The sequence below is a fragment of the Shewanella violacea DSS12 genome (assembly GCF_000091325.1).
In the GTDB taxonomy this organism is placed as follows: Bacteria; Pseudomonadota; Gammaproteobacteria; order Enterobacterales; family Shewanellaceae; genus Shewanella; species Shewanella violacea.
On the sequence record NC_014012.1, the window covers coordinates 2,922,589 to 2,947,940 of the forward strand.

The 25,352-nt window shown below is 45.5% G+C and carries 20 protein-coding genes and 2 pseudogenes; 8 read left to right on the forward strand and 14 right to left on the reverse strand.

The features are described 5' to 3' along the window. The first annotated feature begins 236 nt into the window (after window positions 1-236). The gene (locus SVI_RS12140) at window positions 237-3,473 is read left to right on the forward strand and encodes a fibronectin type III domain-containing protein (RefSeq protein WP_013051835.1); all 3,237 of its coding nucleotides are present in this window, start codon (window positions 237-239) and stop codon (window positions 3,471-3,473) included. A 60-nt stretch (window positions 3,474-3,533) separates the two neighbouring features. Here SVI_RS12140 and SVI_RS12145 read toward each other — a convergent pair whose 3' ends face one another. After that, window positions 3,534-4,391: a DNA ligase gene (locus SVI_RS12145; protein WP_013051836.1), complete on the reverse strand. Its 858-nt coding sequence runs from the start codon at window positions 4,389-4,391 to the stop codon at window positions 3,534-3,536. 250 nt (window positions 4,392-4,641) lie between these two features. On the opposite strand from SVI_RS12145, the gene SVI_RS12150 reads away from it, so the two are divergent. From SVI_RS12150 to SVI_RS12160, 3 genes are all read left to right on the forward strand, one after another. Then, window positions 4,642-5,013, forward strand: coding sequence for a diacylglycerol kinase (locus tag SVI_RS12150; protein ID WP_013051837.1), 372 nt, complete (start codon window positions 4,642-4,644; stop codon window positions 5,011-5,013). Window positions 5,014-5,363: 350 nt separating this feature from the next. Further along, window positions 5,364-6,269, forward strand: coding sequence for a DUF481 domain-containing protein (locus SVI_RS12155; protein WP_013051838.1), 906 nt, complete (start codon window positions 5,364-5,366; stop codon window positions 6,267-6,269). Between the two features lie 275 nt (window positions 6,270-6,544). Beyond that, window positions 6,545-6,976, forward strand: a complete 432-nt coding sequence (locus SVI_RS12160) for a hypothetical protein (RefSeq protein ID WP_013051840.1) — start codon at window positions 6,545-6,547, stop codon at window positions 6,974-6,976. A gap of 105 nt (window positions 6,977-7,081) precedes the next feature. Here the strand turns inward: SVI_RS12160 and SVI_RS12165 are convergent, their stop codons facing one another. Next, window positions 7,082-8,308 (reverse strand): nucleoside recognition domain-containing protein, encoded by a 1,227-nt coding sequence (locus tag SVI_RS12165; RefSeq protein WP_013051841.1) that lies wholly within the window; start codon window positions 8,306-8,308, stop codon window positions 7,082-7,084. Between the two features lie 199 nt (window positions 8,309-8,507). Here SVI_RS12165 and rsmF point away from each other — a divergent pair, with 199 nt between their 5' ends. Next, entirely contained in the window at window positions 8,508-9,944 is a 1,437-nt protein-coding gene (gene rsmF / locus SVI_RS12170) for a 16S rRNA (cytosine(1407)-C(5))-methyltransferase RsmF (RefSeq protein ID WP_013051842.1), read from the forward strand. A gap of 212 nt (window positions 9,945-10,156) precedes the next feature. Here the strand turns inward: rsmF and SVI_RS12175 are convergent, their stop codons facing one another. The 8 genes and pseudogenes from SVI_RS12175 to apbC form a co-directional block, all read right to left on the reverse strand. Further along, window positions 10,157-10,945 (reverse strand): TatD family hydrolase, encoded by a 789-nt coding sequence (locus SVI_RS12175; protein WP_013051843.1) that lies wholly within the window; start codon window positions 10,943-10,945, stop codon window positions 10,157-10,159. A 136-nt stretch (window positions 10,946-11,081) separates the two neighbouring features. Next, window positions 11,082-11,408 (reverse strand): PilZ domain-containing protein, encoded by a 327-nt coding sequence (locus SVI_RS12180; RefSeq protein WP_013051844.1) that lies wholly within the window; start codon window positions 11,406-11,408, stop codon window positions 11,082-11,084. Window positions 11,409-11,415: 7 nt separating this feature from the next. After that, the gene (gene holB / locus SVI_RS12185) at window positions 11,416-12,330 is read right to left on the reverse strand and encodes a DNA polymerase III subunit delta' (RefSeq protein WP_013051845.1); all 915 of its coding nucleotides are present in this window, start codon (window positions 12,328-12,330) and stop codon (window positions 11,416-11,418) included. After that, complete coding sequence (tmk, locus tag SVI_RS12190; RefSeq protein ID WP_013051846.1) at window positions 12,330-12,962, reverse strand: dTMP kinase; 633 nt, start codon at window positions 12,960-12,962, stop codon at window positions 12,330-12,332. Before tmk ends, holB begins: the two co-directional genes overlap by 1 nt. Then, window positions 12,959-13,966 (reverse strand): endolytic transglycosylase MltG, encoded by a 1,008-nt coding sequence (mltG, locus tag SVI_RS12195; protein ID WP_013051847.1) that lies wholly within the window; start codon window positions 13,964-13,966, stop codon window positions 12,959-12,961. The genes tmk and mltG overlap by 4 nt, the downstream gene beginning before the upstream one ends. Continuing rightward, entirely contained in the window at window positions 13,963-14,790 is an 828-nt protein-coding gene (pabC, locus tag SVI_RS12200; protein ID WP_041419912.1) for an aminodeoxychorismate lyase, read from the reverse strand. The genes mltG and pabC overlap by 4 nt, the downstream gene beginning before the upstream one ends. Window positions 14,791-15,006: 216 nt before the next feature. Further along, window positions 15,007-15,642 (reverse strand): uridine kinase, encoded by a 636-nt coding sequence (gene udk, locus SVI_RS12205; RefSeq protein ID WP_013051850.1) that lies wholly within the window; start codon window positions 15,640-15,642, stop codon window positions 15,007-15,009. A gap of 9 nt (window positions 15,643-15,651) precedes the next feature. Continuing rightward, window positions 15,652-16,768, reverse strand: a pseudogene (apbC, locus tag SVI_RS12210) (iron-sulfur cluster carrier protein ApbC). A 160-nt stretch (window positions 16,769-16,928) separates the two neighbouring features. Between apbC and metG the strand changes: the two are divergent. Next, window positions 16,929-19,013, forward strand: a complete 2,085-nt coding sequence (gene metG, locus SVI_RS12215) for a methionine--tRNA ligase (protein ID WP_013051853.1) — start codon at window positions 16,929-16,931, stop codon at window positions 19,011-19,013. 98 nt (window positions 19,014-19,111) lie between these two features. Here the strand turns inward: metG and SVI_RS12220 are convergent, their stop codons facing one another. From SVI_RS12220 to SVI_RS12235, 4 genes and pseudogenes are all read right to left on the reverse strand, one after another. Then, window positions 19,112-19,966 carry a sulfurtransferase gene (locus tag SVI_RS12220; protein WP_041420333.1) on the reverse strand — a complete coding sequence of 285 codons (855 nt, stop codon included), beginning with the start codon at window positions 19,964-19,966 and terminating at the stop codon, window positions 19,112-19,114. Window positions 19,967-20,191: 225 nt separating this feature from the next. Beyond that, a complete protein-coding gene (locus SVI_RS12225) occupies window positions 20,192-20,665 on the reverse strand; it encodes a CreA family protein (protein WP_041420334.1) in 474 nt (157 codons plus the stop codon). Between the two features lie 40 nt (window positions 20,666-20,705). Further along, window positions 20,706-22,095: pseudogene (gene yegD / locus SVI_RS12230) on the reverse strand (molecular chaperone). A gap of 252 nt (window positions 22,096-22,347) precedes the next feature. Continuing rightward, on the reverse strand, window positions 22,348-22,902 hold the full coding sequence (locus SVI_RS12235; RefSeq protein WP_013051859.1) for an aminoacyl-tRNA deacylase: 555 nt from the start codon (window positions 22,900-22,902) through the stop codon (window positions 22,348-22,350). 216 nt (window positions 22,903-23,118) lie between these two features. On the opposite strand from SVI_RS12235, the gene SVI_RS12240 reads away from it, so the two are divergent. Together SVI_RS12240 and SVI_RS12245 are read left to right on the forward strand one after the other, a co-directional pair. Further along, window positions 23,119-24,549, forward strand: a complete 1,431-nt coding sequence (locus SVI_RS12240) for an NfeD family protein (protein WP_013051860.1) — start codon at window positions 23,119-23,121, stop codon at window positions 24,547-24,549. Continuing rightward, entirely contained in the window at window positions 24,549-25,352 is an 804-nt protein-coding gene (locus tag SVI_RS12245) for a slipin family protein (protein WP_041419913.1), read from the forward strand. The genes SVI_RS12240 and SVI_RS12245 overlap by 1 nt, the downstream gene beginning before the upstream one ends.

Below are 25,352 nucleotides of genomic sequence, written 5' to 3' on the forward strand. Positions count from 1 at the left end.
TTTCAGTGCACAGAAGGTACAAGCCTTGTCATCAAGGGGAGATTTTATGTCACTAAAAATAAACCACATATTAAAACCCTTAACTAAAAGCATAAAAAACAATCACATGGACAGTTAGACATTTAATTGCCATTAAACTGTCTGGCTATTTTTTACTCTATTGACCCCAACTAAATAGCGATTAGTATTTCACCAACAACTAACGTATATCTTATACAAACAGTCAAGGTGACATTATGCTTCCAAAGTTCACACTCACTTATAACCCCCATTCAAGGCCGTTTTGGCAGGCTTGCCTGCTGATGCTGCTTTTAATGATTAATATTCCCTTTGCCCAGGCCCAAACCTGTATTGCAATGTCACAACCCACGGGAGTTTCCCTTAATAATAATGCCGGCACGGCTGTGACGCTATCATGGAGCGCCGTTTATGGGGCAACAGGTTATCAGCTACAAACCTATCTCGATAATCGCTACCAATCGGTATCAAGTACCTCATCATCCGCGACCTTCACAGGACTCTCTGCTGGCGTTTACTATTTTAATGTCACTGCCATTAATAGCTGTAATGAACAGAGCGCCCCAAGTGAATGGTTTGCCGTTAATATGGATGGTATAGCTCAATGTACAGCGCCTGAGACTCCTAGCGGTTTAGTCGCCAGTTCAATGACAGGTACAGGCTTCACGGCTAGCTGGAATACAGTCACTAATGCCGAGCACTATCAAGTGACGCGCTGGGATGATAATTCAGGTTGGGTTGAAGCCGCTAGTAGCACCAGCACTGCTCATCAATTTACTCAAGTGGCAACAGGTACTGAATATTTACGCGTCAATGCCAGTAACCAATGCGGGCAAAGCGCGGATAGCAGCTATATCACAGTTGAGATAACCGGCGCTAGTACATGCCCAGTTAGTCTCAGCGCGCCTCAATCTCTACAAGCCAGCCAAATCCACTCGACAGGTTTTACATTAAGCTGGGCCGAGGTCGACAAGGCCGACCAATACCAGGTTCAACTCTGGCTCAATGGTGCTTGGTCAAGCTTGGCCACCACCTCTGCACTTACCTACCCCTTGAGCGGGCTTGCTTCATTGAGTGAGCAATATGTGCGTATTCTGGCTCAGCTTGATTGCGATCAGTCAGTGGTCGGTGAAAGTGATTGGATATCTGTGACGCTCTCACAGACGGCTTGCCCTACTCAGCTAGACAAAGCGACTAGCCTAGTTACCACAAATCTGCACCAAAATGGCTTTGAGCTTAACTGGAATAGCGTGCCCAATGCCGATAGCTATAGTGTGCAGCTGTGGGTTTCAGGCCAATGGTCGACGCTTGACACCACTACCAGTACTAGCATGACGCTCGATGGCTTAAACGCTAACTCGAGCCAATATGTTCGCGTGGTTGCCCATACCGATTGTGACAATAGCATCATCAGTGAAAGTGAATGGCTAGAGGTGATATTGACAGCCCAATGCCCTGAGCAACTTATTGTACCGACTAATCTAGCGCTATCACGAGTCAGCGACAGCAGTTTTCAGGCAGTCTGGTCAGCTGTGCCATCGGCGACTCACTACCAGCTCAAGCTTGCCACTAACGGTACATGGCAAACCAGTGGCACACAGGCCTCCAATGCCAAGTTGTTTAGTCAGTTAGACCCAGGTAGCTATCAAGTTAAAGTTGCCGCCATGTGTGGCAATGTGACCAGTGGTGATTCAGCGCCTAAGACTATCACCATAGAATCTCTTGATACCTGTAACCTAGCCGATATCAATGGCGGCATAGACATAAGTCGTTACGGCGATTCATTCGATGACTTCTCTTTCAGCGGCAATATCTACGTCCAAGGAGCAAGGTTCAATCCCAGTCAATATACGATGAAGATCACCTGTCAGGGTAAATATGGTTTTGTCTCTAGCGCTGTGGATCATAATGCTGATAACTACGCCCCATTTACCTATAGCTATAGCCACTTCGGTCAGCGCAGCTCTAATGTTGAAACGGTCCAGTTTGAGATCACCAGCGGCGGTTATACCTCTCGTCAGACACTGAGCTGGAATCTAAATGTCGGTACCTTACAAAATCCAGTACAGCCCTATTGCAGTAATATCAATATAGACAATGATAACGACGGTATACCAGATTGTGCAGAGCAGCCAGGCATGAGCTTCTTTGGCATGCCAGTCTACGATTGGGGCGCGCGTACAGGACAAACAGACCTGTTTATCGAGGTCGACTATATGAGTAAAGCAAGCTCTGGCGATCATGGTACCCAGCCCCGCAGAGAAGTGTTTGATAAGCTTAAATCTGTTTTTGCAGACCATGGTTATAGCTTGCATTTCGATCTTGGTGGCCTGTTTGGCTCAGGTCCTCAAAACTATAATTTAGGCGGCGGACAAGCGGTGCAATACTCTCCTTGGATTGGCTTATCTGATTGGCGTAACGAGTATGATGGTAATTATGCCGTTCCTGGAATGAAAAATAACGATACTTACCCTGGCGTGTTCAGCTATATGCCAGTCTATTTTGACAACCGACCAGAGCGAGCAAGATTATTTTACTATGCCCTGTTTGCCAGCTCACAGGCCGCAGGCGGCGAAGGTTCTTCTGGCCAGGCTCCGGATTATTTTGACTACTATTTCTATGTTGCCCTTGGCTCACCTTCACAAGCAAGCAAGAGTCGCTGGTTTCTCAACGACACGAGTGGAACTGAACTTAACAGGATGATCAACAGCCAAGCGTCAGTCTTTATGCACGAATTTGGGCACATATTAGGACTCAGTCACGGTGGTTGGCCCGATACCTACCCCAACTATGAGCCAAATTTTAAACCTAACTACTTAAGTGTCATGAACTATGCCTACGCCCTAAGTGGTGTCCCCTATACCGGCAATGGTCTCAATGAAAAAGAGATGATCTCGGACAGACATTACGCAGGAGTAAGACGTGATAAGAATGCGGCTTGTTTGGCGCAACTAGAAACTAAATATGGCTCAGATGTCTCCAGGCGCAACTTCCCCGGGGGACTCGAGACCCAGTGGCAAAGCTATAATCTAGATTACTCTTATGGTAACCATGCTAGTTTTAACGAAGCTGGTTTTAATGAAGCCTATGTCGAAGGAGGCATAGATCTTACCTGTGACGGCTTGGTCTCTAACCAGACCTCCAGCTTTAATATCAATTATGACTACTATGCACCGGATTATGTTTCAGCCCGATACGACACCATGCGAGATTACAACGACTGGGACAACATTCACCTCTATTACAAACAGCTCAACTATTCTAAGGAGGGTCAGTTCTTAATATCGGGCAATACCGCAGCAAAGCATGCAATAGAGCCTGCCGATGTCATACCCGGGGCCATTGCTTCACCCAAAACATTGGCAAGCCCAAGTTCGAGCAAACAATACAGCCCACTCATCCCCTCTTCCCGACCTATTGGTGTGGAGGAAACCTTGATGCCATGGATTGAATAGTGCATATGTAACTTAAACAGGAAAAGACGCTCGAGTTAGCTTGAGTGTCTTTCATCTAGTCTACTCAAGAGGCCTCACCCTCAGAAATCTGGCGAATCTGGGGGTACCTTTCTGGGTAAGCCCTGAATACTGATAAGTGACGGTCGAGCCTATCTCGGGTGGGTGCTTCCTCTCTTTCATACTAAAACCAGTACCTAACTTGAATCTGACACCCTGGTGGTTTTCAACAAGCAAAGACCCCATCACACCTGCAAGCTTTCCCTTGCCACCTTGGTAGGCGATGACTCTCGCCTCGGCATCATAATAAGGCTTATATTTAATCAGATTCGAATTGCGACCGGCAATATACAATGAACTCAGCTGGTGCAGCATCAGCCCTTCGCCGCCGTTGACCACCACCTCGCTGAACCAGGTATCGAGCTGATGCTGATTTTCCAGCCTCTTCTGTTCTACCAGAACAATATAATCAGCACCTAGAGTCAAATCTTTACTTGCCTTGGTATATCTTTCGACAAAAGACCCCGGATGAGCTGGCATATCGAACACCATAAACTTAACCTTTCGCCACTGTGCATGGATAGGCTCTTTTCTTCTTGCCAGAGACGACATCTGCTCGAAGGTCCCTCTTCCCATCCAAAGCTCACCATCTAAAGGATAAGTTGGAAAGCCGTCAACAAACCAGTCAGGTATAGCAATTAATCGACCTGAGCGAGAGCTCATCTGACGGCCATCCCAAAATCCTCTGACGCCATCGAGTTTTTCGCTAATAAGATAGTCAGATATGGGGCCTGCAATATCCGTGTGCACTGCCTGTTGGATATTAGTAAGTATGGGTCTGGACTGACTCAGTTGAGGATATAGATAAGTGCTGCAGAGCATGATAATCAGTGCAAGCTGCCTTAAAACGAGTCGATACATGGAAGGCTCCTTCGTCTTTTGGAACAGGTAAATCCTTTAACCTGTGGGAATTGCTTTATTTAAACAGCTAGGTATTGGCGATAAATATCAGTGTAGAACATGAACCAAATTAATTGTAACTGGTCTCATATATTCCAAGTGATATACTCGGCGAAATTTATATAGCAGTGCAAGCCATCAGTGTATCAATTTGATGGCCACACAAGGTTTTACTCTCCGAGAGCGGGTAGAATGTCTTAGACGGGAAATTATGAAACCAGAAAATAATCACGGTATAAAGCGGGTATTGAGGGCTACAGGCTTCTCAATGAAAGGACTCAAGGCAGCCTGGATCCACGAAGCGGCATTTAGGCAAGAACTCATGTTAGCCATCATCATGTTGCCTATCGCACTGATAGTTGATGTCACCACGATTGAGAAGTTATTACTTATCTTTACCCTCTTTATCGTATTGATTGTTGAATTATTAAATTCAGCCATCGAAGCCGTCGTCGATAGGATAGGCGATGAGATCCATACCTTAAGCGGACAGGCCAAAGATATCGCCTCTGCTGCGGTATTTATGAGCTTGGCTCTGTGCGGCATAACTTGGACAGTCGTATTAGTCAGCAGATACCTATAATTGACCATGTGCAGGTATCTCAATAACAAGTTTCATTCCAACGTCTCTATTGCACAATAGAGACGTTGTAGTTCAAACAGCCTCCACCACAAGTCATGTCACCTTTGCTCTAATAATATTCATATCACAGACATTTACTCTTTTTCTCACATCAATCCTAGCCAATATCTGCCTGACATAGAAGCATTCGCAGAATCAGCCCCCCTCGCGGAACCCACAACATTTCATGACATTTTTTGATACAAATCATTCACAAGCAAGCATAACCTGATACTATAGTATTACTAAATGATTCCAACTCAATAGAATCAAGTACTTACAACTATAATAAATTTGACGGAGTCGCCTTAATGCTGAAAATTTTAGGCATCTCGTTTTTATGCCTCTTGGCCGCTTGCCAAACATTTGCAGCAGATAATGATCTGCAAGACACAGCTTCTGTCAAAGAGGTAGATTCTCAAGTTGTGCTCAGAGTCGGTGGCTTTTATTCCAACTCGAATTCGAGCATGAATGTAACCAATCCTGTCTTAGGTGAAGATTTTAAGATCGATTTTGAAAAAGACCTTAAGCTTGAGGAATCTCAATTTTTACCTTTCTTCGAGATGTCCTATCACTTCAATGAACGCCACAGCCTGTATATCGACTGGAAACAGTTGCATCGAACAGCAGACATTCAGGGAATAACCACACCATTCCAGGTCAATCTGGAAGATAAAATATACGACATTAAAGCAGGTGCTAAGCTCAAGACCACCTTGAATATGGATATCGCCAGGTTAGGTTACGGCTATAATTTTTACCAAGGTAATAACTACAACTTAGGCCTGTCTGTGGGCTTACATACCATGTTTATCAAAACAGGCTTTGAGGGCGATATCGGTGCTTGTATTGAACAAAACCTTGTTATCAAATGTGAACAGCAGCTAGTCCACAGAGCCATCGATGAAAGTGTCACCGCCCCTCTTCCCGATATTGGTCTTTATGGCGACTATGAATTTAGCCCAGGATTTAGGTTCACTGCCCATGCCCAATACTTCTATATCAAGCTTGACGATCTCAAGGGTAGCCTAATTGACATTCGTGCAGGTATTGAGGCTGAGATCACCGAAAGCTGGCACATGACGGCGGCATTTAATTACTATGAAGTTGACGTCGAATACAGCAAGAAAACACATGTCGGTGATGTCCATGTGGCTAATTACAATCTCTACTATAGTTTCATAGGTCCTATGCTCTCGGTAAGTTATCATTTCTAAATCAAGCATAGAAGTGAGTCCCAAAATGGCTCACTTTGCTTAACTCTCCCCTCAATGTACTTTTATTCTTTTAAGGGTTAATAACACACTCAGTCAACACAAAAAAATCTATTCAGAATAAATTCATATTTCATTGAATAATAGAAATAAACCTCTAAAAACCATCTCAACTTTTTAATCATGGTACTTATCATAGCTGTTACAGCTTCCTCCTTTTGGATATCTGGTCTAAAAATGACTAGATTAAAGAAGAGTAGTTAATTGAGGAAAATGAGATGTTAAAATTAACTCGCATACTCACCACAGTCATTATCGCCGCTAGCCCACTATTATTTGTCCCTTCATCTAATGCTGTGGATTCCTTTTTTGATGTGTTCTTTGAAATAGAAGTAAGAGCATCTTCGCCTTTAGGCCTTACTGCAACAGTTGAAATGCAACGAAGAGGCGGTACAGCCCAAACATTCGATACTGAAATCCTCTCAATGGATCTCACATCGTCAGGTTCTTTAGGAGCCTCGGATGGAACAGGCAGAGATAGTCAACATAATGCAATGGTACAATATCGTGTGAAAAATATAGGCTCATCTGGCCAAGACGGTGTCCGCTTTGCGGAAGTCGAAATAATCTGTGACCCAGATTGTCGAGTAACAAAGACCCGCTCTATGACAAAAAGAGAACATAGAGGCCATGTCACTGTGCTGAAGTAATCGTTTACAACTTGAATGCTTATAAATAAGACTCATGTCGGTATTAAGTGGTTCATTTTTGATATGACCACTTAATACACTTGCTTAACTCTTGCTTAACTCTTGCTAGCCATAAAACTGATAACACACCAGAATCGCTGCGGTGATCCCCGCCAAATCGGCGGTTAAACCACAGAACAAGGCATGGCGTCCATTGCGTATGCCAACTGCGCCAAAATACACGGCTAATACATAGAAGGTGGTTTCGGTACTGCCTTGAAATATCGCAGCTAAACGACCTGCGAAGGAATCTGCACCATGATGCTCCATGGTTTCTAACATCATGGCTCTGGCACCTGAGCCGCTAAAAGGCTTCATTATCGCGGTAGGCAAGGCATCGACAAAACGTGTGTCTCCGCCAATCACAGAGACGATGACGGAGATGAGGTGCAGCAAGTAATCTAAGGCTCCAGAGGCGCGAAGTAAGCCAATCGCCAATAACATGGCCAGTAGATAAGGAATAAGCTTTATCGATTGAGCAAAGCCTTCTTTAGCCCCTTCGATAAATTCATCGTAAACCGCAACTTTACGTATGCCTGCGACCAAGATAAAGCTAAACACCAATAGCAATAAGATGCCATTGCCCATGGCCGTGGATAAGGTGCCTATCGCCGTCGTCGTCAAGGTGCCCAGATAGAGAACCAGCGCAGTGATAGAACCAAATATCAGGGCTGCGTAGCCCATAACAACGGTATTGAGCAAGGATAGTCGCTGAAACAGCGCCACCACAAGTACCCCGGCAATGGTAGAAGCTGAGGTTGCCAATAAGATAGGCAGAAATATATCGGCTGGTGCCTCGGCTCCTTGCTGGGCGCGATAGAGAAACACAGTAACAGGCACTAAGGTTACGGACGAGGTATTCAATACCAAAAACAGGATCTGGGCATTGGTCGCCACGGTTTTATTCGGATTCAACGTTTGTAAATCCTGCATCGCCTTTAAGCCCAGTGGCGTTGCTGCATTATCTAACCCAAGCACGTTTGCGGTGAGGTTCATGGTCATACTGCCGTAGGCCGGATGGCCCCTTGGCACTTCCGGCATTAACCGTGATAGGAGAGGTTCGAATATTCTGGCAAACACACTGACAACCCCAGCTTTCTCCCCCACACGCATCAGCCCCATCCATAATGAAAGCACCCCAATCAGGCCAAGTGCAATTTCAGCCGCCAATTTTGCACTGCTAAACAGGGCTGTCACCGACGCCGACAACACCTCTATATTGCCATTAAATAGCTGAACACAAATGGCAAACAGTGCGATGACAAAAAAGAAATACCAAATTCGATTTAACACAAACCTTCCTTAATAGGGCGAAACAAAATAACCAAACATCATCTATAGGCCTCACTGAATCATCGAGATTATTAAGCTAGAGATCCTGAAGTCTTGAGCTTAACCCGGACTCAAGCCTGTCTTCTCTATGGTATAATCAGCCAAATTTTAGCTCGTCACAGTGCTTTTTATTAGCATATGGCTCAGTACATGGTTCAAAATGGCCCTTATAAATCAAGATTTTATCGATAGCATTACTCAAGATATGCCAGCTCATCTCTCTATGGATGACTTTATTCAATACAGTAGCCGTCCATTGAGAGCCTCGATCCGCGTCAACACGCTAAAAATTTCATCGGCCAATTTTATCGAACTCATGCAACCTAAAGGCTGGACACTCGAGTCTATTCCATGGTGCTCAGATGGCTTCTGGATATCCCTCGACAGTGAAGTCCAATTAGGCAACACCATAGAACATCTCCAGGGTCTATTTTACATTCAAGAAGCCAGCTCAATGTTGCCACCAACGGCGCTATTTTCCCAGCTAAATGAAACAGCTAATGTCACAATTCTCGATATGGCTTCGGCCCCTGGGTCTAAGACAACACAGTTAGCCGCCTTAATGAACAACTCAGGCTTACTTATCGCCAATGAATATTCTTCGAGCCGGGTAAAAGTCTTACATGCTAACGTTCAGCGCATGGGAGTCACTAATACCGCCCTCACCCATTTCGATGCTCGGGTATTCGGTGAATATCTCTATGACACCTTCGATGCTATCTTGCTCGATGCTCCCTGTAGCGGAGAAGGCACCATACGAAAAGACCCTTCAGCGTTAAAAAATTGGAGCCTTAAATCGAGCCAGGCAATTGTTGCAACTCAGAAAGCCTTAATTGAATCTGCTTTTCTGGCGTTAAAAACCGGCGGAACCCTGGTGTATTCGACCTGTGCACTCAGTCGCTTTGAAAACCAGGAAGTGTGTCAACATTTACAGGCTATCTATCCTGATGCCGTCGAATTTGAATCCCTCAGTGATCTATTTATCGACGCGGATAAGGCCTGTACGGAAGAAGGCTTCTTGCATGTCTGGCCACAGATCTATGACAGTGAAGGCTTCTTCGTCGCAAAAATAAGAAAAACAGCTGCCATAGACAGGCAAGTGCCCGAGCCGAGAAAACAAAAAAACTTCCCTTTCAATCAAGTCTCCACTAAAACAGATCTTGAGTTAAGGGCATATTTTCAGGATACCTTCGCCATTGAGTTGCCAAGCCAGAGTCTGATCATGGAGCGGGAGCAAGAATTTTGGCTGTTTCCGCAAAAAATCAACAGCTTGATTGGTCGAATGCGATTTCAACGTATAGGCATGAAAATAGCCGACGCCCTTAAGCATGGTCTCAAGGCGCAACACCAAGCAATACTGGCATTTGGTGCCGGGGCAAGCATGATTGAGCTGTCACAAGCACAAGCAACCGAATATCTAATGGGGCGGGACATCCCTCTGGAAGCTGGGCATAAGCCACGAGGAGAAGTGATTGTTAGCTATCATAACTCTCCCTTAGGCCTAGCTAAACATCTTGGCAAGCGATTGAAGAACAGCTTACCCAGAGAGCTTGTCAGAGACAAGATCGTAAATTCTGATGCAAGCAATGCTCAATGACATATTTACTTACAAACCTGCATTAATAATATTGCATATAAGCGCTGCAAGCTAATTATGTCGACTACACTTTTAGCCAGAGAGTTAATTCCTAATCAGGATCTCAACAGTAGCGCACGGCTCTTTAATTAGAGCCATTCCCCTGGACCCAGAACAATCGGAATAGTTTTGGGTCTTTTTTTGCCTGAAATTCGAGCAAATATCTAAAGGTATTAACGTCCAGCTAGTTTAGCCGCATCGGTAAACAGATTGAAGAAATTATCTGATGTGTATTGAGCCAGCTCTTCATAGGACTCCCCTCTCAGCTCGGCGATAAACTCGGCGACATCACGAACGAAAGCAGGTTGGTTCTCCTTGCCTCTATGGGGAACAGGAGCCAGATATGGAGAATCAGTTTCAACCAACAACCTATCTTTTGGCACCTTTCTCATCACAGTGCGTAAATCCCCTGCATTTTTGAAGGTTGCAATGCCCGAGACTGAAATATAGAAACCTAGATCTATGGCCGCTTTGGCCATCTCCCAGTTTTCAGTGAAACAATGCAACACGCCACCGACCTTGTCGGCATGGCCGTTTCTTAAGAAATTAAGCGTATCTTCTCTGGCATCTCGAGTATGTATGATAAGCGGTTTATTGACTTGTACCGCGAGTTCGATCTGTTGCTCGAAACATTGCTGTTGCAGTGCTTTAGTTTCATTGGCATAAAAGTAATCCAGACCAGTCTCACCGATTGCGACGACCTTGGGCTCCTTCACAAACTCATTGAGCTCTGTGGTATCCAGTCCCTCTTGTACATCTAAGGGATGCACGCCGGCAGAGAGGAACACTTGATCAAACGCCGCCATCTTATCCCGCATGGAGATAAAACCTTGTTGACGCACATTCACGCACAGGAAATAGTCTACATCCCTGGCTTTGGCATCACTGATGATCTGTTTTAGTGATTGGTGATCGGGCGCGGCTTTTAAACGGTCGAGATGACAATGAGAATCAATGAGCACGTGATTTTCCAGCAGAGTTATAGTTCTAAAATGGATTCAAAGAATACAGAGCTATAAGGCAAGGGTCAAATCCAGATGCCAGCGCTTAAGAGGGGGAGGACATAAATGCAGGAGAATGATAGCTGAAGGTGAGAAATCACATGGTGCAGGTCAAATCACCTGAGGCGAGTTCACGGGCTAATAGGGTTTCTATATGCTGTTTATGTAATTCAGCATCGGACAATATCTTGATGCCAATGCCCGCCGGGCGGCCGCCAGATGCACCAAGAGGATTAATCCAAACAACCATGCCTTGAAACTCATGCTTGTTGACCGAGCCAGGGAGTTGATAAGCTATGGTTAACTCTTGGCCCAGATAATGACTTTCACTGGTCGCAATAAATAGACCCGCTGGCTGAATAAACGGCATATACGCGCGATAAAGCTGATGTAAGGTATCAAAATTAACAACTAGGTCTATCATAAAACGGCTATCTCGCTAGCTTATTATATTCTAAGATAAAACCATTAAAAAGAGCTAAGTAGTTTACATTCGGCATGACACTTAACTTATGATAGGTATCCATTACCTTCATTCCAAATTCCGTTACTTTTACTCTCAACAATGCGTCTAAATCTGCCTGTCTTATCAATTTCTGCCTCAAGATTAAGTACAAAACCTTAAGTGCATCAGATGCTTGCTTTTCATTAACGTTAATTAAACTAGCACAGAGGTGACCAGAGGACAAACTTTGAACCCAGTCTTTCCTAAATTGTAGCAGTTGCGCGTAACGTTCGCTTTTTAGCGCGAGAGCCAACTCCAATGGTCCTCCCATCACAGGCAGGCACCAGGTCACATCTTTAGCTGAGCCTGATTCTGTCGATAACCAAGCCTTAATCACCTCCATAGAAGGTGACTCAAAGTGAACTGACTGACACCGACTCTTAATCGTTGCCATGAGTCTGCTTGGCGTATCTGACTGCAATAGGAGTAAGGTACCTTCACCTGGCTCTTCCAATGTTTTCAATAACGCATTGGCAGAAGCCTGATTGAGCTTCTCACTGTGGTAAATGACCGCGACCCTGCGTCCACCTTGCTGGGATGTCAGCGTCAGTTTTTGACACAGCTCGCGGATTTGATCAACCTTAATCTGATTACCGTCTGCTGTGATTCGATAGAGATCCGGATGGGTATTGCCATCCAGTAACTGGCAGGACTTGCAGAAACCACAGGCTCCCTGCTCGCCCGCACTCTTACACAGGGCAGCCTTCGCCAGTTCCAGTGTTAACTCCTCTCCCCCATAGCCTTTATGCACACCCACTAAGTAGGCATGGCCAAGTAATCCGGCCTTTATCTGTTGACTAAATTCACTTATAGGGGCACCGATCCAGGAGATATTTTCCATTACCAATCCTGACTCTGTAACAGAGCAAGTATGTCTTTATGTACTTCGGCCATAGTCTGACCGGCATCGATGACGGCTATGGTGTCGTCTTCTTTGGCAAAGGATAGGAAGGTCGCCCTGGCTCTCTCGAAGAAATCCAGCGCCTGTTTCTCTATCCTATCTAGCTCACCCCTTTTAGCCGCACGCTGTAATCCTTGGGCCGGATCGATATCTAAATAGAGGGTCAAATCTGGTTTAAAATCACCTAATGTCGCCTTACTCAGAACTTGCACTAAAGGCATTAGGCCACGGCCACCACCTTGATAAGCCAGTGATGAAAGGTTATGTCTATCACCCAACACCCAGGCACCACGATTTAACGCTGGCTTTATTACATTAGCAACCAATTGTGCTCTGGCGGCATAAAGTAAGAGGCACTCAGCTTCATCGCATAAGGGATCGGTTTCATCGGCAATCTTAATCAGATCTCTCATGCGCTCAGCCAGCGGTGTTCCACCTGGCTCACGGGTACATACGGGTACTAGACCCGTGTGCTTCTCGATAAAATCACCAACAAGAGATATGGCGCTAGATTTACCTGCGCCTTCTAATCCTTCGATAACAATAAATTTACTCTTGTTTTCTCTGTTCATCGATTTCTCTGATATTTATTTACGGCACGATTGTGCTCGGATAATGTTTTTGAAAACACATGACTGCCGTCATTTTTAGACACAAAATAGAGGTAATTCACATCGGCAGGTTGTGCCGCTGCAATAAGAGATGCACCGCTTGGTGCGGTGATCGGCGTCGGCGTCAAACCTTTAATTTTGTAGGTGTTGAAAGGCGTCTGTTCATGTAGCGCTTTGCGTGTAATGTTACCCTGATAACTGTCACCCATACCATATATCACAGTAGGATCTGTTTGTAGACGCATGCCCTTGTTGAGTCGATTAGCAAACACGGCTGAGATCCACGGACGTTCACTGGCTTTACCCGTTTCTTTCTCAATGATTGATGCCATGATTAAGAGTTCATATGACGATTTAAGTGGCAAGTCTGTGGCTCGCTGAGCCCAGGCCTTTTCTAGCTCTTGCTGCATCTTATTATAACTTTGCAGTAGGATTGATTTTACATCGTCACCCGCAACATAATGGTAGGTATCGGGATAAAACTTACCTTCTGGTAAACCTGAGTCATCACCCTTGTCACTCAAAATCTCAGTAAAGACACCTTCATCATATTGACTATGGGGTAGTGCTTGGAGTATTTGGCTCCACTCCTTGATATTCTGTCCTTCAATCAAGGTCACGCTAAATACCTTCTCTTCACCTTTGACTAATTTTGTCAGTAGCTCATCCACAGATTCACCAGGTTCGAGTTCATAAAAGCCGGAGCGGATCTTGGCCAATTCAGGTTTTAGTTTAACCAGTGCCTTTAATTTCCAACCTTCAGTAATGAAGTCTCTTTGCTCTAATGTTGAGACAAAAGATGAGAATGAAGTGCCTCTTTTCAGCACTAACTCTTGTGACTCTGTGATGTTCAAGGGGGAAAGGCTAAAATCCATGATCGTTTTATAGCCCCAAATACCCAGACCACTGGCCAGTGTGAGTAAGGCAAAACAGCCAATTGTGAGTGTAATAATTATTTTTTTCATAGTGTAAGCTGCAGTATTTGTCTTATCTCGTGCGTAAAATTGGCATGAGTGAAGTGAAAATCGTCGACGTTATTGATATCCAGTATACCGACTAAGCTATTAGTCATAAATACATGTTGATAACGGCACAATTGTAAATAAGGGATCGGACGAGCTTCAACATCATATCCAGCCTCAAGCAGCGCATAGATGACTTGCTCTCGCATTACGCCGGCGACACCGGAGTGCGATATGCTCGGGGTAACAATCTGCTTTCCCTCAACAAAAAATAGGTTCGCCATAGAAGATTCGGCAATATTATTCAGACCATCTAGCACTAACCAATCTTGATAATCTGTAGGTAAGGTCTCTGACTTAATCAAGACTTGCTCGAGACGATTGAGATGCTTTATTCCCGCTAATCTAGGTTGTTGAGACAGTTTAATCGGTGAACTGATTAAGGAAATACCACTTCTCTGCCAGCTGGCGTAGTGGGTGGGAATAGGGGTAATCGAAATAACCTCAGTTATTTCACACATCTGTGGAGCGCCATAGCCGCGCCCACCAGTACCGCGAGTCAATAACAGCTTTAAACAGCCGGTCACTTGAGTCTTGGCCAGATGTTTAACTTGTGTCACTAGAGCCTCAGACGGAGACCAAGGGAAGCCTAAGCGTGTCGAGCCTTGAGTGAGTCTTGCGAAGTGTGCGGATAAGAAAGCAATCTTGCCTTCGACGATTCGCATGGTAGCGAAGAGTCCATCACCATAAGTCAGACCGCGATCCAGTGGGTCTATGTGGCGGTTTAGCTCGCCATTCACCCAGACTTTAGTCTCTTTCTCACTCATATGTGAACAATCCATGTTAATACTGGAGTTAACTAGCTTGGCTAATACGGCTGACAACGTTAGCTTGCTGATGCTTATATTGAGCATTTTCACGCTGATTATCAGTTAAACGCATTTAGCTCTGACTCCTGGCTATTGCTGTTATGCATGACCTCTGTGTTTATATGTTCAAACTTATCAGAGGTAAACAAGATGTAGGGCAAGGCTTACAGCAAGTTATCTATCTAAAAGGTGCTGAATTCTGGTTTTCAAAATATCGGTCGCGATACGATTCTTGCCACCACGAGGCACAATAATATCGGCATATTGCTTAGACGGATCGATAAACTGCAAAAACATCGGACGTACTGTGTCTGTATATTGAGACATTACAGATTCCATGGTACGACCACGCTCGGCAACATCACGCTTCAAGCGACGCATAAAACAGATGTCCAGTGGTGTATCCATGAACACACTGGCATCCATGAGTTCGCGCAATTTAGGGTCGGTAAGTAATAAGATCCCTTCTAAGATAATCACTTTTTTAGGTGTCATCTTAATCGTCTCATCCATACGCGTATGCTCGCTATAGCTGTACTTAGGGATCTCAACTGCTTCGCCTGCTTTTAATGCTTTGAGATGACGACACAAATGCTCATGATCTAACGCTTTGGGATGATCATAATTAGTCTTTACCCGCTCATCCATGGATAAGTGCTTCTGATCCTTATAGTAAGCATCTTCGGCGATGACACCAATCTGATCAGTGCCTAGATCCCGGCACAACTCCTCATAGATAGTTTTAGCGATTAAACTTTTACCCGAGGCCGAAGCCCCCGCGATACCTATGATGACACACTGAGAATTCATGCTAAAACCTTATTCGTCTTCTGAAATACTGATTGATAAACTAGATGTAACTTTGGTGAGCGCCAGTTGCGCGCCGACTTTACGGGCAATGCTGCGATAAATCGCCGAAACATCACTATCCGGATCGGCAACAACCGTTGGTACGCCCTTATCGACATCTTCACGTATATTGAGCTTAAGTGGCAATTCCCCCCAACAGGGGAACATGGTAGCGCTCAGCCATCTTGCTGCCGCCATGACTACCAAAAGGATGTTCTTTATGTCCACACTCACTGCAGATATGGAAGCTCATGTTCTCGACAATACCCAGTACAGGAATATTGACCTTCTGGAACATGTTGATGCCTTTCTTAGCATCGGCTAATGCAATATCCTGAGGAGTGGTAACTATGATAGCGCCAGTAACAGGCACCTTCTGTGACAGAGTGAGCTGAATATCGCCGGTGCCCGGAGGCATATCGATAATTAAATAATCGAGTTCAGGCCATAGAGTCTCATTAATAAGTTGAGTCAGTGCGCCTGCCACCATTGGACCACGCCATACGGCAGCCTCTTCTTGACCTAGCATAAACCCAATCGACTGGGCTGCAATTCCGTGAGCCTTTGCGGCTGTCATCATCTTGCCATCGGGAGATTCGGGCTTAAATTCGCTAACCCCCAACATCAAAGGAATGGAAGGGCCATAGATGTCGGCATCTAAAATGCCGACTTGGGCACCTTCGCCAGCAAGCGCCAAGGCTAAATTAACCGCTGTGGTCGATTTACCCACACCGCCTTTACCTGAGGCTATCGCAATCACTTGCTTCACATTCGGTAAAGGTTCGACGCTTGGGATAGCCGATATTTGTGCCAGCTTAAAGTCAATTTCACATTCAACTTCATCTATCGCATCTAATAGGGTTAACTGCTTAGTAAGGGCTATCACAGTGTCGTGATGTTGAGTCAAACAGGGATAGGGATAGATCAAACCAAGTCGCAGACATTTACCGTCTAAATCAAGTGTACGAATACATCCGGCACTGACTAAACCGAGCGCTAAATATGGATCTCGATAAGCATCTAAGATGGCCAAAACAGGCCCTAGAAGATCGTCACTGAGACGATAGTTCTGAGAAGCTGAAGACAAAACTGCTACCCCCTATAAATTATTTGCTTAAGTGTACCAGAAATTGGGGTAAATATTCGTGTAGATTTAGCGCAGTTAAAACGTCTTTTAATGAAACTCTTGCGCGGATCGGTTAGTATCTATGCCATTAATTTGGGCACTTAAGCAATTTCGAGATAAGATGGCAAATTCACAACGTAAAATCTTAGTGACAAGCGCACTTCCCTACGCCAATGGACCTATTCACTTAGGCCATATGCTGGAATATATTCAAACCGATATTTGGGCACGTTTTCAAAAAATGCGTGGCCACGAATGTCACTATATTTGTGCAGATGATGCCCATGGCACACCTATCATGCTTAAGGCTCAGCAGCTAGGCATTGAGCCAGAAGAGATGATTGCTCAGGTGAATAAAGAGCATCGACAGGATTTTACTGACTTCAATATTCAGTTCGACAATTTCCACAGTACCCACAGTGTTGAGAACCGTGAATTAGCCAGTGAGATATACCTCAAACTGCGCGATGCAGGTTACATAGAGACGCGCACAATCTCTCAGTTATTTGACCCTGAAAAGTCTATGTTTTTACCCGATCGTTTCGTCAAGGGCACTTGCCCAAAATGTAAGAGCGAAGATCAATACGGCGATAACTGCGACAACTGTGGCGCGACCTATAACCCGACAGACATGATTAATCCCAAGTCAGCCGTCTCGGGTGCTACCCCAATCATGAAAGATTCTGAGCACTTCTTCTTCGACCTGCCGGCTTTTGAAGGCATGCTCAAGGAATGGACCCGTTCTGGCGCCTTACAAGATGAAGTGGCCAACAAGCTCAACGAATGGTTCGAACAAGGCCTGAAACAGTGGGATATTAGCCGCGATGCGCCTTATTTCGGTTTCGAAATCCCTGATGCACCGGGTAAGTATTTTTACGTCTGGTTAGATGCGCCTATCGGTTATATGGGCTCATTTAAGAATCTATGTGATCGACGCGAAGACTTAAACTTCGATGATTTCTGGGCAAAAGACTCAACCGCCGAGATTTATCACTTCATCGGTAAAGATATCATCAATTTCCACAGTCTATTCTGGCCAGCCATGCTAGAAGGCGCTGGATACCGTAAGCCGACCCATGTTTATGCTCATGGCTACGTGACGGTTAATGGCGCTAAGATGTCAAAGTCAAAAGGTACCTTCATCAAGGCCCGTACTTATCTTGATAACTTAGATCCTGAGTATCTACGATATTACTACGCCGCTAAGCTGAGCCACCGCATCGACGACCTCGATCTTAACCTCGAAGATTTCGCCCAGCGAGTCAACTCAGATCTCGTGGGTAAACTGGTCAACCTAGCTTCACGTACCGCTGGTTTTATCACTAAGCGCTTCGACGGCAAGCTTGCTAAAGTGGCCGACACCACACTAGAGCAAGTGTTTCTTAGTAAACAAGAAGTCATAGCCGAGCTCTATGAAGGTCGTGAATTCGGTAAGGCCATGCGTGAGATCATGGCTCTGGCAGATTTGGCCAATGCTTACGTTGCCGATGCAGCGCCTTGGCAATTGATCAAGCAAGAAGATAAGCAAGAGGAAGCCCATCAGGTTTGTTCTAACGCACTTAACTTGTTCCGTATCCTGGTGACTTATCTGAAACCTGTACTGCCAAAATTGGCAGATGATGTCGAAGCCTTCCTGCTGTTCCCAATCACTTGGGATAACTTAAGTGCCGATCTTGCAGGACACGAAATAGCCAAATTTAAGGCCCTTATGCAGCGAATCGATATGAAAAGTATCGAAGCTATCATAGAAGCCTCGAAAGAGAACTTACTCGTGACAGCCGATGCGCCAAAAAAAGCGGACAGTGCAGCAACAGCAAGTAAAGCAGAATCTAATGATTCTCAGATTTGTGGCAATCACTTAGAAAACGATCCTATCTCGGCAGAGATAAGCTTCGAAGACTTCGCCAAAATCGACCTGCGAATTGCCCGTATTGCAAAAGCCGAGCACGTACCCGAAGCAAACAAGCTGCTTAAACTTCAACTGGATTTAGGCGGCGAGACCAAACAAGTCTTTGCAGGTATAAAGTCGGCCTACTCTCCTGAAGAGCTCGAAGGCAAGCTCACTGTGATGGTGGCCAATCTGGCACCGCGCAAGATGCGTTTTGGCATATCCGAAGGCATGGTAATTGCGGCGGGACCTGGTGGTAAAGACTTGTGGATTGTAGAGCCACATGAAGGTGCACAACCAGGTATGCGCGTTAAGTAAACTTAACGCTATGTCTCAAAAATCAGGCCGCACTCAGTGCGGCCTTTTTTTATTTCTGCGTTAGATACTTATATAGAATGAACTTATACCGATAAGTATTACTCTATGGGCAGCTTATGATCCCTGCCCCATTGTGCCCAAGAGCCATCGTAAAGGACATTGTGCTGATAACCCGCCTCTACTGATGCTAAGATCAAGATACAAGCTGTGATCCCTGAGCCACAGCTAAAAATGCGTTGCGTGTCTTGCTCATTTGTCAGCCCAGCAAAAATCTGCCGCAGTGCTTCTGTGGTTTTAAGACAATGACCATCTAAGACCTGTGAGAAAGGGAGGTTGACCGACTTGGGTATATGGCCGCTACGTACACCTTCTCTGGGCTCAGCAGCCTCGCCTGAAAAGCGCTTAGCTCCTCGTGCATCTAAAATACTCAGGTGTTTATCGGACAGCTTATCCAGCAGATAGGCAGAGTCACATACCCAGGTATCCTGCACATTAGCCTCAAACTCACGGCCTGGCGCTATCATTGAATCTGCTAGCGCTGTAGATGAAAAACAATCAGCAGTTGCCCTGCCTTCGGCTAACCATTGGGGTAAGCCACCATCGAGCACATAGACATTATCAAATCCCATCACCTTAAATATCCACCAGGCTCTGGGAGATGAGTAAATACCTTGATTGTCATAGATAACCACCTGGCTAGCTTGAGTTATCCCTAATCCAGAGATAATTTCAACAAACTGCTCTGCTGTTGGGAATGCATGAGTCTGGGATGATGTCAGATCGCAAAGTTCGTTTTCTAGATCGAGTTTCTTGGCACCAGGAATACAGCTGAATGTGTCATAAAGAAGCGGTGATTTACCTACGACCTTTTCCATGCTCGCATCGAGTAGAATGAGTTTGTCATTATTGAGGTATTGTTCCAGCCACTGCCCTGTGACCAAGGGAGACTTTATACATGGTTTCATTCAGCTCTTCTCTTATGAATAAACAGACACCTAAGAGCATATCATGCTAGCTCTTTGAACTCGTGTCCTTACTTCAAGGAGCCACTAAAGAGAGATTAAGCCTTTATGATTGGAAGCAGAAGAATACCAAAATCAGCAAGGGCCATGACAGTAAAACGGTGACATCCTATAGACATAAGATGATCCCAGTTTTTTCCTCACAGCCCTAACTCTCTATTGAACAGATGTCTCGGGGGCTTGCCATGCGCCAGTGTTATACAGGGGCACCGTCGATAAGGCGTGCTTGTGGCTGCCTTCTGTCGCCTTAGAGGAATATGAAAGGTAGAGTAAGGTTTGGTTTTCAGCATCATAGATGCGGCGCACTTTCAGCGACTTAAACAAGATGCTCAAAGACTGCTTAAAAATAACTTCACCTGCCTTGCTCTTATCGATATCCGCAATTTGTTGCGCCGATATTGGGCCTGTCTGGCGACATGAAATGCCCATATCTGACGGATCGGCTAGACTCAGATTCGCTTCTATGCGGCTGATATGACACGTGACCCCAGGAAGTTTAGGATCGTGACGCGCGTCGATGATCACATCTTTAGTGGTGAATAAGCCTAGACTTACCTTAGCGACATCGTCGCCACCACATGCCGTGAGGCCAAACAAGATAAAACCTGCTGCGATGACTTTTACTGACATTTTTCGGGGTAAGGTGGCGGACATAGCGCCAAACTGATTTTTAATTTTCATTTTTTTCCTGTTTAAATACTCTTTGAGCCCAGCGAGTTAGCCCCGCCGTGACACTGCCAAAGTGATCGCCAACAACGATTGGGATCTCAGGGTGCAAATCGGCTATTTTATCGTAGATTGCCGGGCTTCTAGCGGTTCCACCAGTGACATAGATAACATCCGGTGTCACACCTGCCACGTTGAGTGCTTGCTGCATCAAGGCCTGTATTTTAGCGCTAGGGACGGCTATCGCCTCACTGAACAATTCTCGACTCACCTCGGCATTAAGCCGAGGACAGATATAATCTAATTTAGATATAACCGAATCTGCATCTGTTAAGCCTATCTTAGCCTGTTCAGCACTGCGGACAATACGGTATCCCAACTGCTCTTGCTGAACCTTAAGTAACCTTTTGAGTAACTCAGGGCTTTCAGCATCATGAATCAATTCTTTAATCAACTTACGCGAACTCAGTGAAACGAAATCACGTTGTGCGCTAATATCATTGACTGCGACAGCATTCCAGAAGGGTTTGCTGGGCATAGGTAAACCATTGACCATATGGCAGCCTAGCCCAAGATGGCTCATAAACGCTTTCATCGATAAGGCAATATCCAAATCATTGCCACCGACTCTTTGTCCGCTGTGGCCCAAGAAGTCTTGGCTACGTTGACTCAAGTTCACATGGGACGGTCCCATTTTCACCACTGAGCAATCTGTGGTGCCGCCGCCAACATCGACCACCAGCACCACCTTATCTTCAGTCAGACTAGCCTCATAATCCATTCCTGCGGCTAGGGGTTCAAACAAAAATTCGACATCGATAAATCCGGCACGCTTTGCTGCCAGCCTCAATATGGACTCCGCCTGTAGATTACTTTCCTCACCACCTATAGCCTGAAAGTTAACTGGCCGACCAATAACGGCATGGGTTATCACGCCTTTATTATTGAGTCCTGTAGCAGACTCGGCAATCGACTTAACATGCAGCATCATCATGGTGACGATATCTTCAACAGCGCCACTTGATCGTTTCTGAGTCCGCTGGCCCCAAAAATGATTTTGGCGAACGGACATAGAATCCCTCTTCGGGCATATCTAAGTAAGCCTTGACCGCTTGACTGCCGACAAATACCGCTTGCTCATCCTTATCGAGATCTAGCTCTCGACGCGCTTGCTGTGCACGGCTAAGCTGAGCACCACGCATTTTGGCAAAATCAGCTTTTAAATGCTGCGGCATCTGTTGGTACACAGCCTCGGCAATCAGTTCCCTGTCCAGAGCATAAAGTGTCGAGGACAGATATTTGGAATCTGCCGACAAGGGTAATAATCGTACATTGTTCTTATCCATGACACCTATGGCACAATTGGCACTGCCATAATCAAAACCAACAAACATTCACTCGCCCCAATAATTAAATGATCGGCTAAACATCAAGGATTAACAGATAAAGATAAAAAGCCGTGGAAAATAACACAGATTGTGGGGAGTAGACAGGGTAAATAAGCTAATAAATGAGTTTGTCGCTGATCTAAGGTCTTCCTCCACAGCAGATATCACAGATACCCAGTAAAAAGTGTTAGCTTCTAGGCCTAAAACATTGATCTGAGTTAAGCATGAGCCGATTGCTCCGGCTCTTACCAAACTAGGCTAATGTTCAGAATTTGTCATAACATAATTTGCGTCTTTTTTATCATAACAGTTATCGTAATCGCCGAATTTTGGCGTACCTATAGGCTCTCCGATAATGTCTGCCAGGAGAGTCCCCGAGAGTAAGGGCGTATATTGCAGATGATTAATCTTGATCAGGTGACAATGATCGCCAGCTTCGATATATACCCTATCTTCATCGATAAGACGCTTATCCAGCAGCATCTTGATGCCATAAGCTTGAGCCAGACCTGGAATCGCCCCTGTGGCACAGTCGTGAAATAACGCCTGAAGGTCTTGCTCATCGGCTAGATGGTACACCTCCCCCATCAATTCACTCACTTTCAATACCGATAACCTATGTCCAGATCCAATGCCTGCCAACAGATAATCACCCTCGGCATTGGCCAGTAATACGGCTTTTATAACCTGAGCACTGGGGATATGAGCCGATGCAGAGGAGTCCAGGGAAGAGAGGGTTTTACGATGTTTGACAATGGAATATTCGACTCGATTTTGATTAAGAAACGATGCCAGAGTGATCGCGATACCCATATATACCTCCTTGACCGAGTCGAGACGCTGAGTCGCCATCTGGTATAAGACAACATCTGTTAACGTTACTTCCTAGTCAAAATAGATGATGAATCCATTCTTTTAGTATAGTTAAGTCACCCTAGGTTCACTCATTGAGCAGACACGATTTTTTTTGGCTAGACTTTACGATAATGGCTGTGGGGTGCTCCTATGATGATACGCTTTCGAAATATAATGAGTTCACCCCATACAATCCTATCTATAGTTTTGTTTCTATTGCTGTTTATAACAACAGCTAGTTTCGCCATTAGCAATACTTCGTCACATACACCAAGGGATAGCTCAGCTGAAATCCCGGTACTCACCATTAAAGGTGCCATAGGTCCCGCCATAAGCGACTACTTAACCACAGAGATGGCAATTGCGAACGAGAATGGTGCGCCTCTGGTGGTTATCATCATAGATACCCCAGGAGGCTTAGTCTCCAGTTTGCGTGATATTAATCAGGCAATACTCAATTCTCAAGTACCCATCGCCTGTCTGGTTCATCCCGCAGGGGCCAGAGCCGCCAGTGCTGGTACTTATATCTTATACGCTTGTCATATTGCAGCCATGGCACAGGCAACCACCTTAGGTGCGGCGACCCCAGTTAGCATTGGCGGCGCTCCCAAAGGAGCCCCCCAAGATAAAGACGATAATAAAACAAATTCAGCCACAGCCATGGAAAAGAAGATCCTCAATGACTCTATCGCTTACATTCGCTCTCTCGCCCAATTGCGTGGGCGCAACGAGGAGTGGGCCGAGCTGGCAGTCAAGGAAGCCGCAACCTTAACCGCCCAAGAAGCGTTAGAGAAAAATGTCATCACGCTTATCTCAAACTCCACAGCAGACTTAATCAAGCAGCTCGATGGCTGGGAGATAACTATCAACCAACAGCCCCATGTTCTTGAGCTATCAAAAGCCAAATTGGTGCCAGTAAAACCGGACTGGCGTAATCAATTTATAGCGACTATCACCAATCCTAATATCGCCTACATACTCATGTTAATTGGTGTCTACGGCCTTATTCTAGAATTTTACAGCCCAGGAATAGGTGTTGCAGGGGTCACAGGGGCTATCGCTTTGGTTATCGCCATGTATGCCTTTCAGATGCTACCGGTAAATTATGCGGGGCTACTCCTGCTACTCTTAGGCATAGGGTTAATGATCGCCGAGGCTATGGTGCCCAGCTTCGGTATCTTCGGCATAGGCGGCGTTATCGCGTTTGCATTAGGCTCTGTATTTCTTATCGATACCAAACATACCCAATTTCAGATCTCCCTGCCCGTTATCGCCGCCGTCACAACGGTGAGTGCGGCATTTATCATCTTCTGCTTAGGATATCTCTGGCGCTCACGACATAACAAGATTGTCAGTGGCCAGGAAGCCATCATAGGCGCCGAAGCTAAGGTGCTGGAAGACTTCAGTGATTATGGCTTCGTATTACTCGGCGGTGAACGTTGGGCGGCTAAATCTGATACTCCCCTACAAAAAGATCAGCTGGTCGAAGTTGATCGAATAGAGAAACTGACTCTTATTTTAGGCCGTTGCAGAATGAATAAAAACGACACCTCCTCCCCTACGGGGAAGCCAGCAACAGATAAAGACAAACAAGGAGATTTATAATGGATACTATCTTGCCCAGCGGCGCCATGTTTGGCTTAGCCGTATTGGTGCTGATATTAGCAATTATACTCAGCGCCTTTCGAATTTTACGGGAATATGAACGTGGGGTTGTTTTTCTGCTTGGGCGCTTTTATCGGGTCAAGGGCCCAGGGCTTATCATAGTGATCCCCATCATCCAACAGATGGTCAGGGTAGATCTAAGAACCATAGTGATGGACGTGCCAACTCAAGATGTGATCAGCAGAGACAATGTTTCAGTTAGAGTCAATGCGGTGATCTATTTTCGAGTCTTGGACTCTCAAAAAGCCATCATCAATGTGGAAGACTATCTGCAAGCGACCTCACAGCTGGCTCAAACTACGCTTCGCTCGGTACTTGGGCAACATGAACTCGATGAGATGTTAGCCAATAGAGATATGCTCAATACCGACATTCAGAGTATTCTCGATACCCGTACCGATGGCTGGGGGATCAAGGTGTCTAATGTTGAGATTAAGCATGTTGATCTTAATGAAACCATGGTCAGGGCCATAGCCAAACAAGCCGAGGCCGAGCGTACCCGACGAGCTAAGGTGATTCATGCCTCAGGAGAGATGGAAGCCTCAGCCAAGCTCGTTGAAGCTGCCGCTAAACTGGCCCAAGAACCTAACGCCATCTTACTCAGGTACCTACAAACTCTGACAGAAATAGCCAGCGAAAAAAATTCCACCATCTTGTTCCCCTTGCCCATGGAGCTATTGCAAGGAGTCATGGAGAAAAAGACCCAAGTACTCAAAAAGACAAGCAATAAAAGCAAAGATTGA

Coding starts and splice junctions, on each gene's coding strand:
- SVI_RS12140 (WP_013051835.1), top strand. CDS start 237: ATGCTTCCAAAGTTCACACTCACTTATAACCCCCATTCAAGGCCGTTT.
- rsmF (WP_013051842.1), top strand. CDS start 8,508: ATGGCCCTTATAAATCAAGATTTTATCGATAGCATTACTCAAGATATG.
- tmk (WP_013051846.1), bottom strand. CDS start 12,962: ATGAACAGAGAAAACAAGAGTAAATTTATTGTTATCGAAGGATTAGAA.
- mltG (WP_013051847.1), bottom strand. CDS start 13,966: ATGAAAAAAATAATTATTACACTCACAATTGGCTGTTTTGCCTTACTC.
- SVI_RS12145 (WP_013051836.1), bottom strand. CDS start 4,391: ATGTATCGACTCGTTTTAAGGCAGCTTGCACTGATTATCATGCTCTGC.
- SVI_RS12160 (WP_013051840.1), top strand. CDS start 6,545: ATGTTAAAATTAACTCGCATACTCACCACAGTCATTATCGCCGCTAGC.
- SVI_RS12180 (WP_013051844.1), bottom strand. CDS start 11,408: ATGATAGACCTAGTTGTTAATTTTGATACCTTACATCAGCTTTATCGC.
- SVI_RS12245 (WP_041419913.1), top strand. CDS start 24,549: ATGGATACTATCTTGCCCAGCGGCGCCATGTTTGGCTTAGCCGTATTG.
- udk (WP_013051850.1), bottom strand. CDS start 15,642: ATGAATTCTCAGTGTGTCATCATAGGTATCGCGGGGGCTTCGGCCTCG.
- SVI_RS12155 (WP_013051838.1), top strand. CDS start 5,364: ATGCTGAAAATTTTAGGCATCTCGTTTTTATGCCTCTTGGCCGCTTGC.
- metG (WP_013051853.1), top strand. CDS start 16,929: ATGGCAAATTCACAACGTAAAATCTTAGTGACAAGCGCACTTCCCTAC.
- SVI_RS12225 (WP_041420334.1), bottom strand. CDS start 20,665: ATGTCAGTAAAAGTCATCGCAGCAGGTTTTATCTTGTTTGGCCTCACG.
- pabC (WP_041419912.1), bottom strand. CDS start 14,790: ATGAGTGAGAAAGAGACTAAAGTCTGGGTGAATGGCGAGCTAAACCGC.
- SVI_RS12150 (WP_013051837.1), top strand. CDS start 4,642: ATGAAACCAGAAAATAATCACGGTATAAAGCGGGTATTGAGGGCTACA.
- SVI_RS12240 (WP_013051860.1), top strand. CDS start 23,119: ATGAGTTCACCCCATACAATCCTATCTATAGTTTTGTTTCTATTGCTG.
- holB (WP_013051845.1), bottom strand. CDS start 12,330: ATGGAAAATATCTCCTGGATCGGTGCCCCTATAAGTGAATTTAGTCAA.
- SVI_RS12235 (WP_013051859.1), bottom strand. CDS start 22,902: ATGGGTATCGCGATCACTCTGGCATCGTTTCTTAATCAAAATCGAGTC.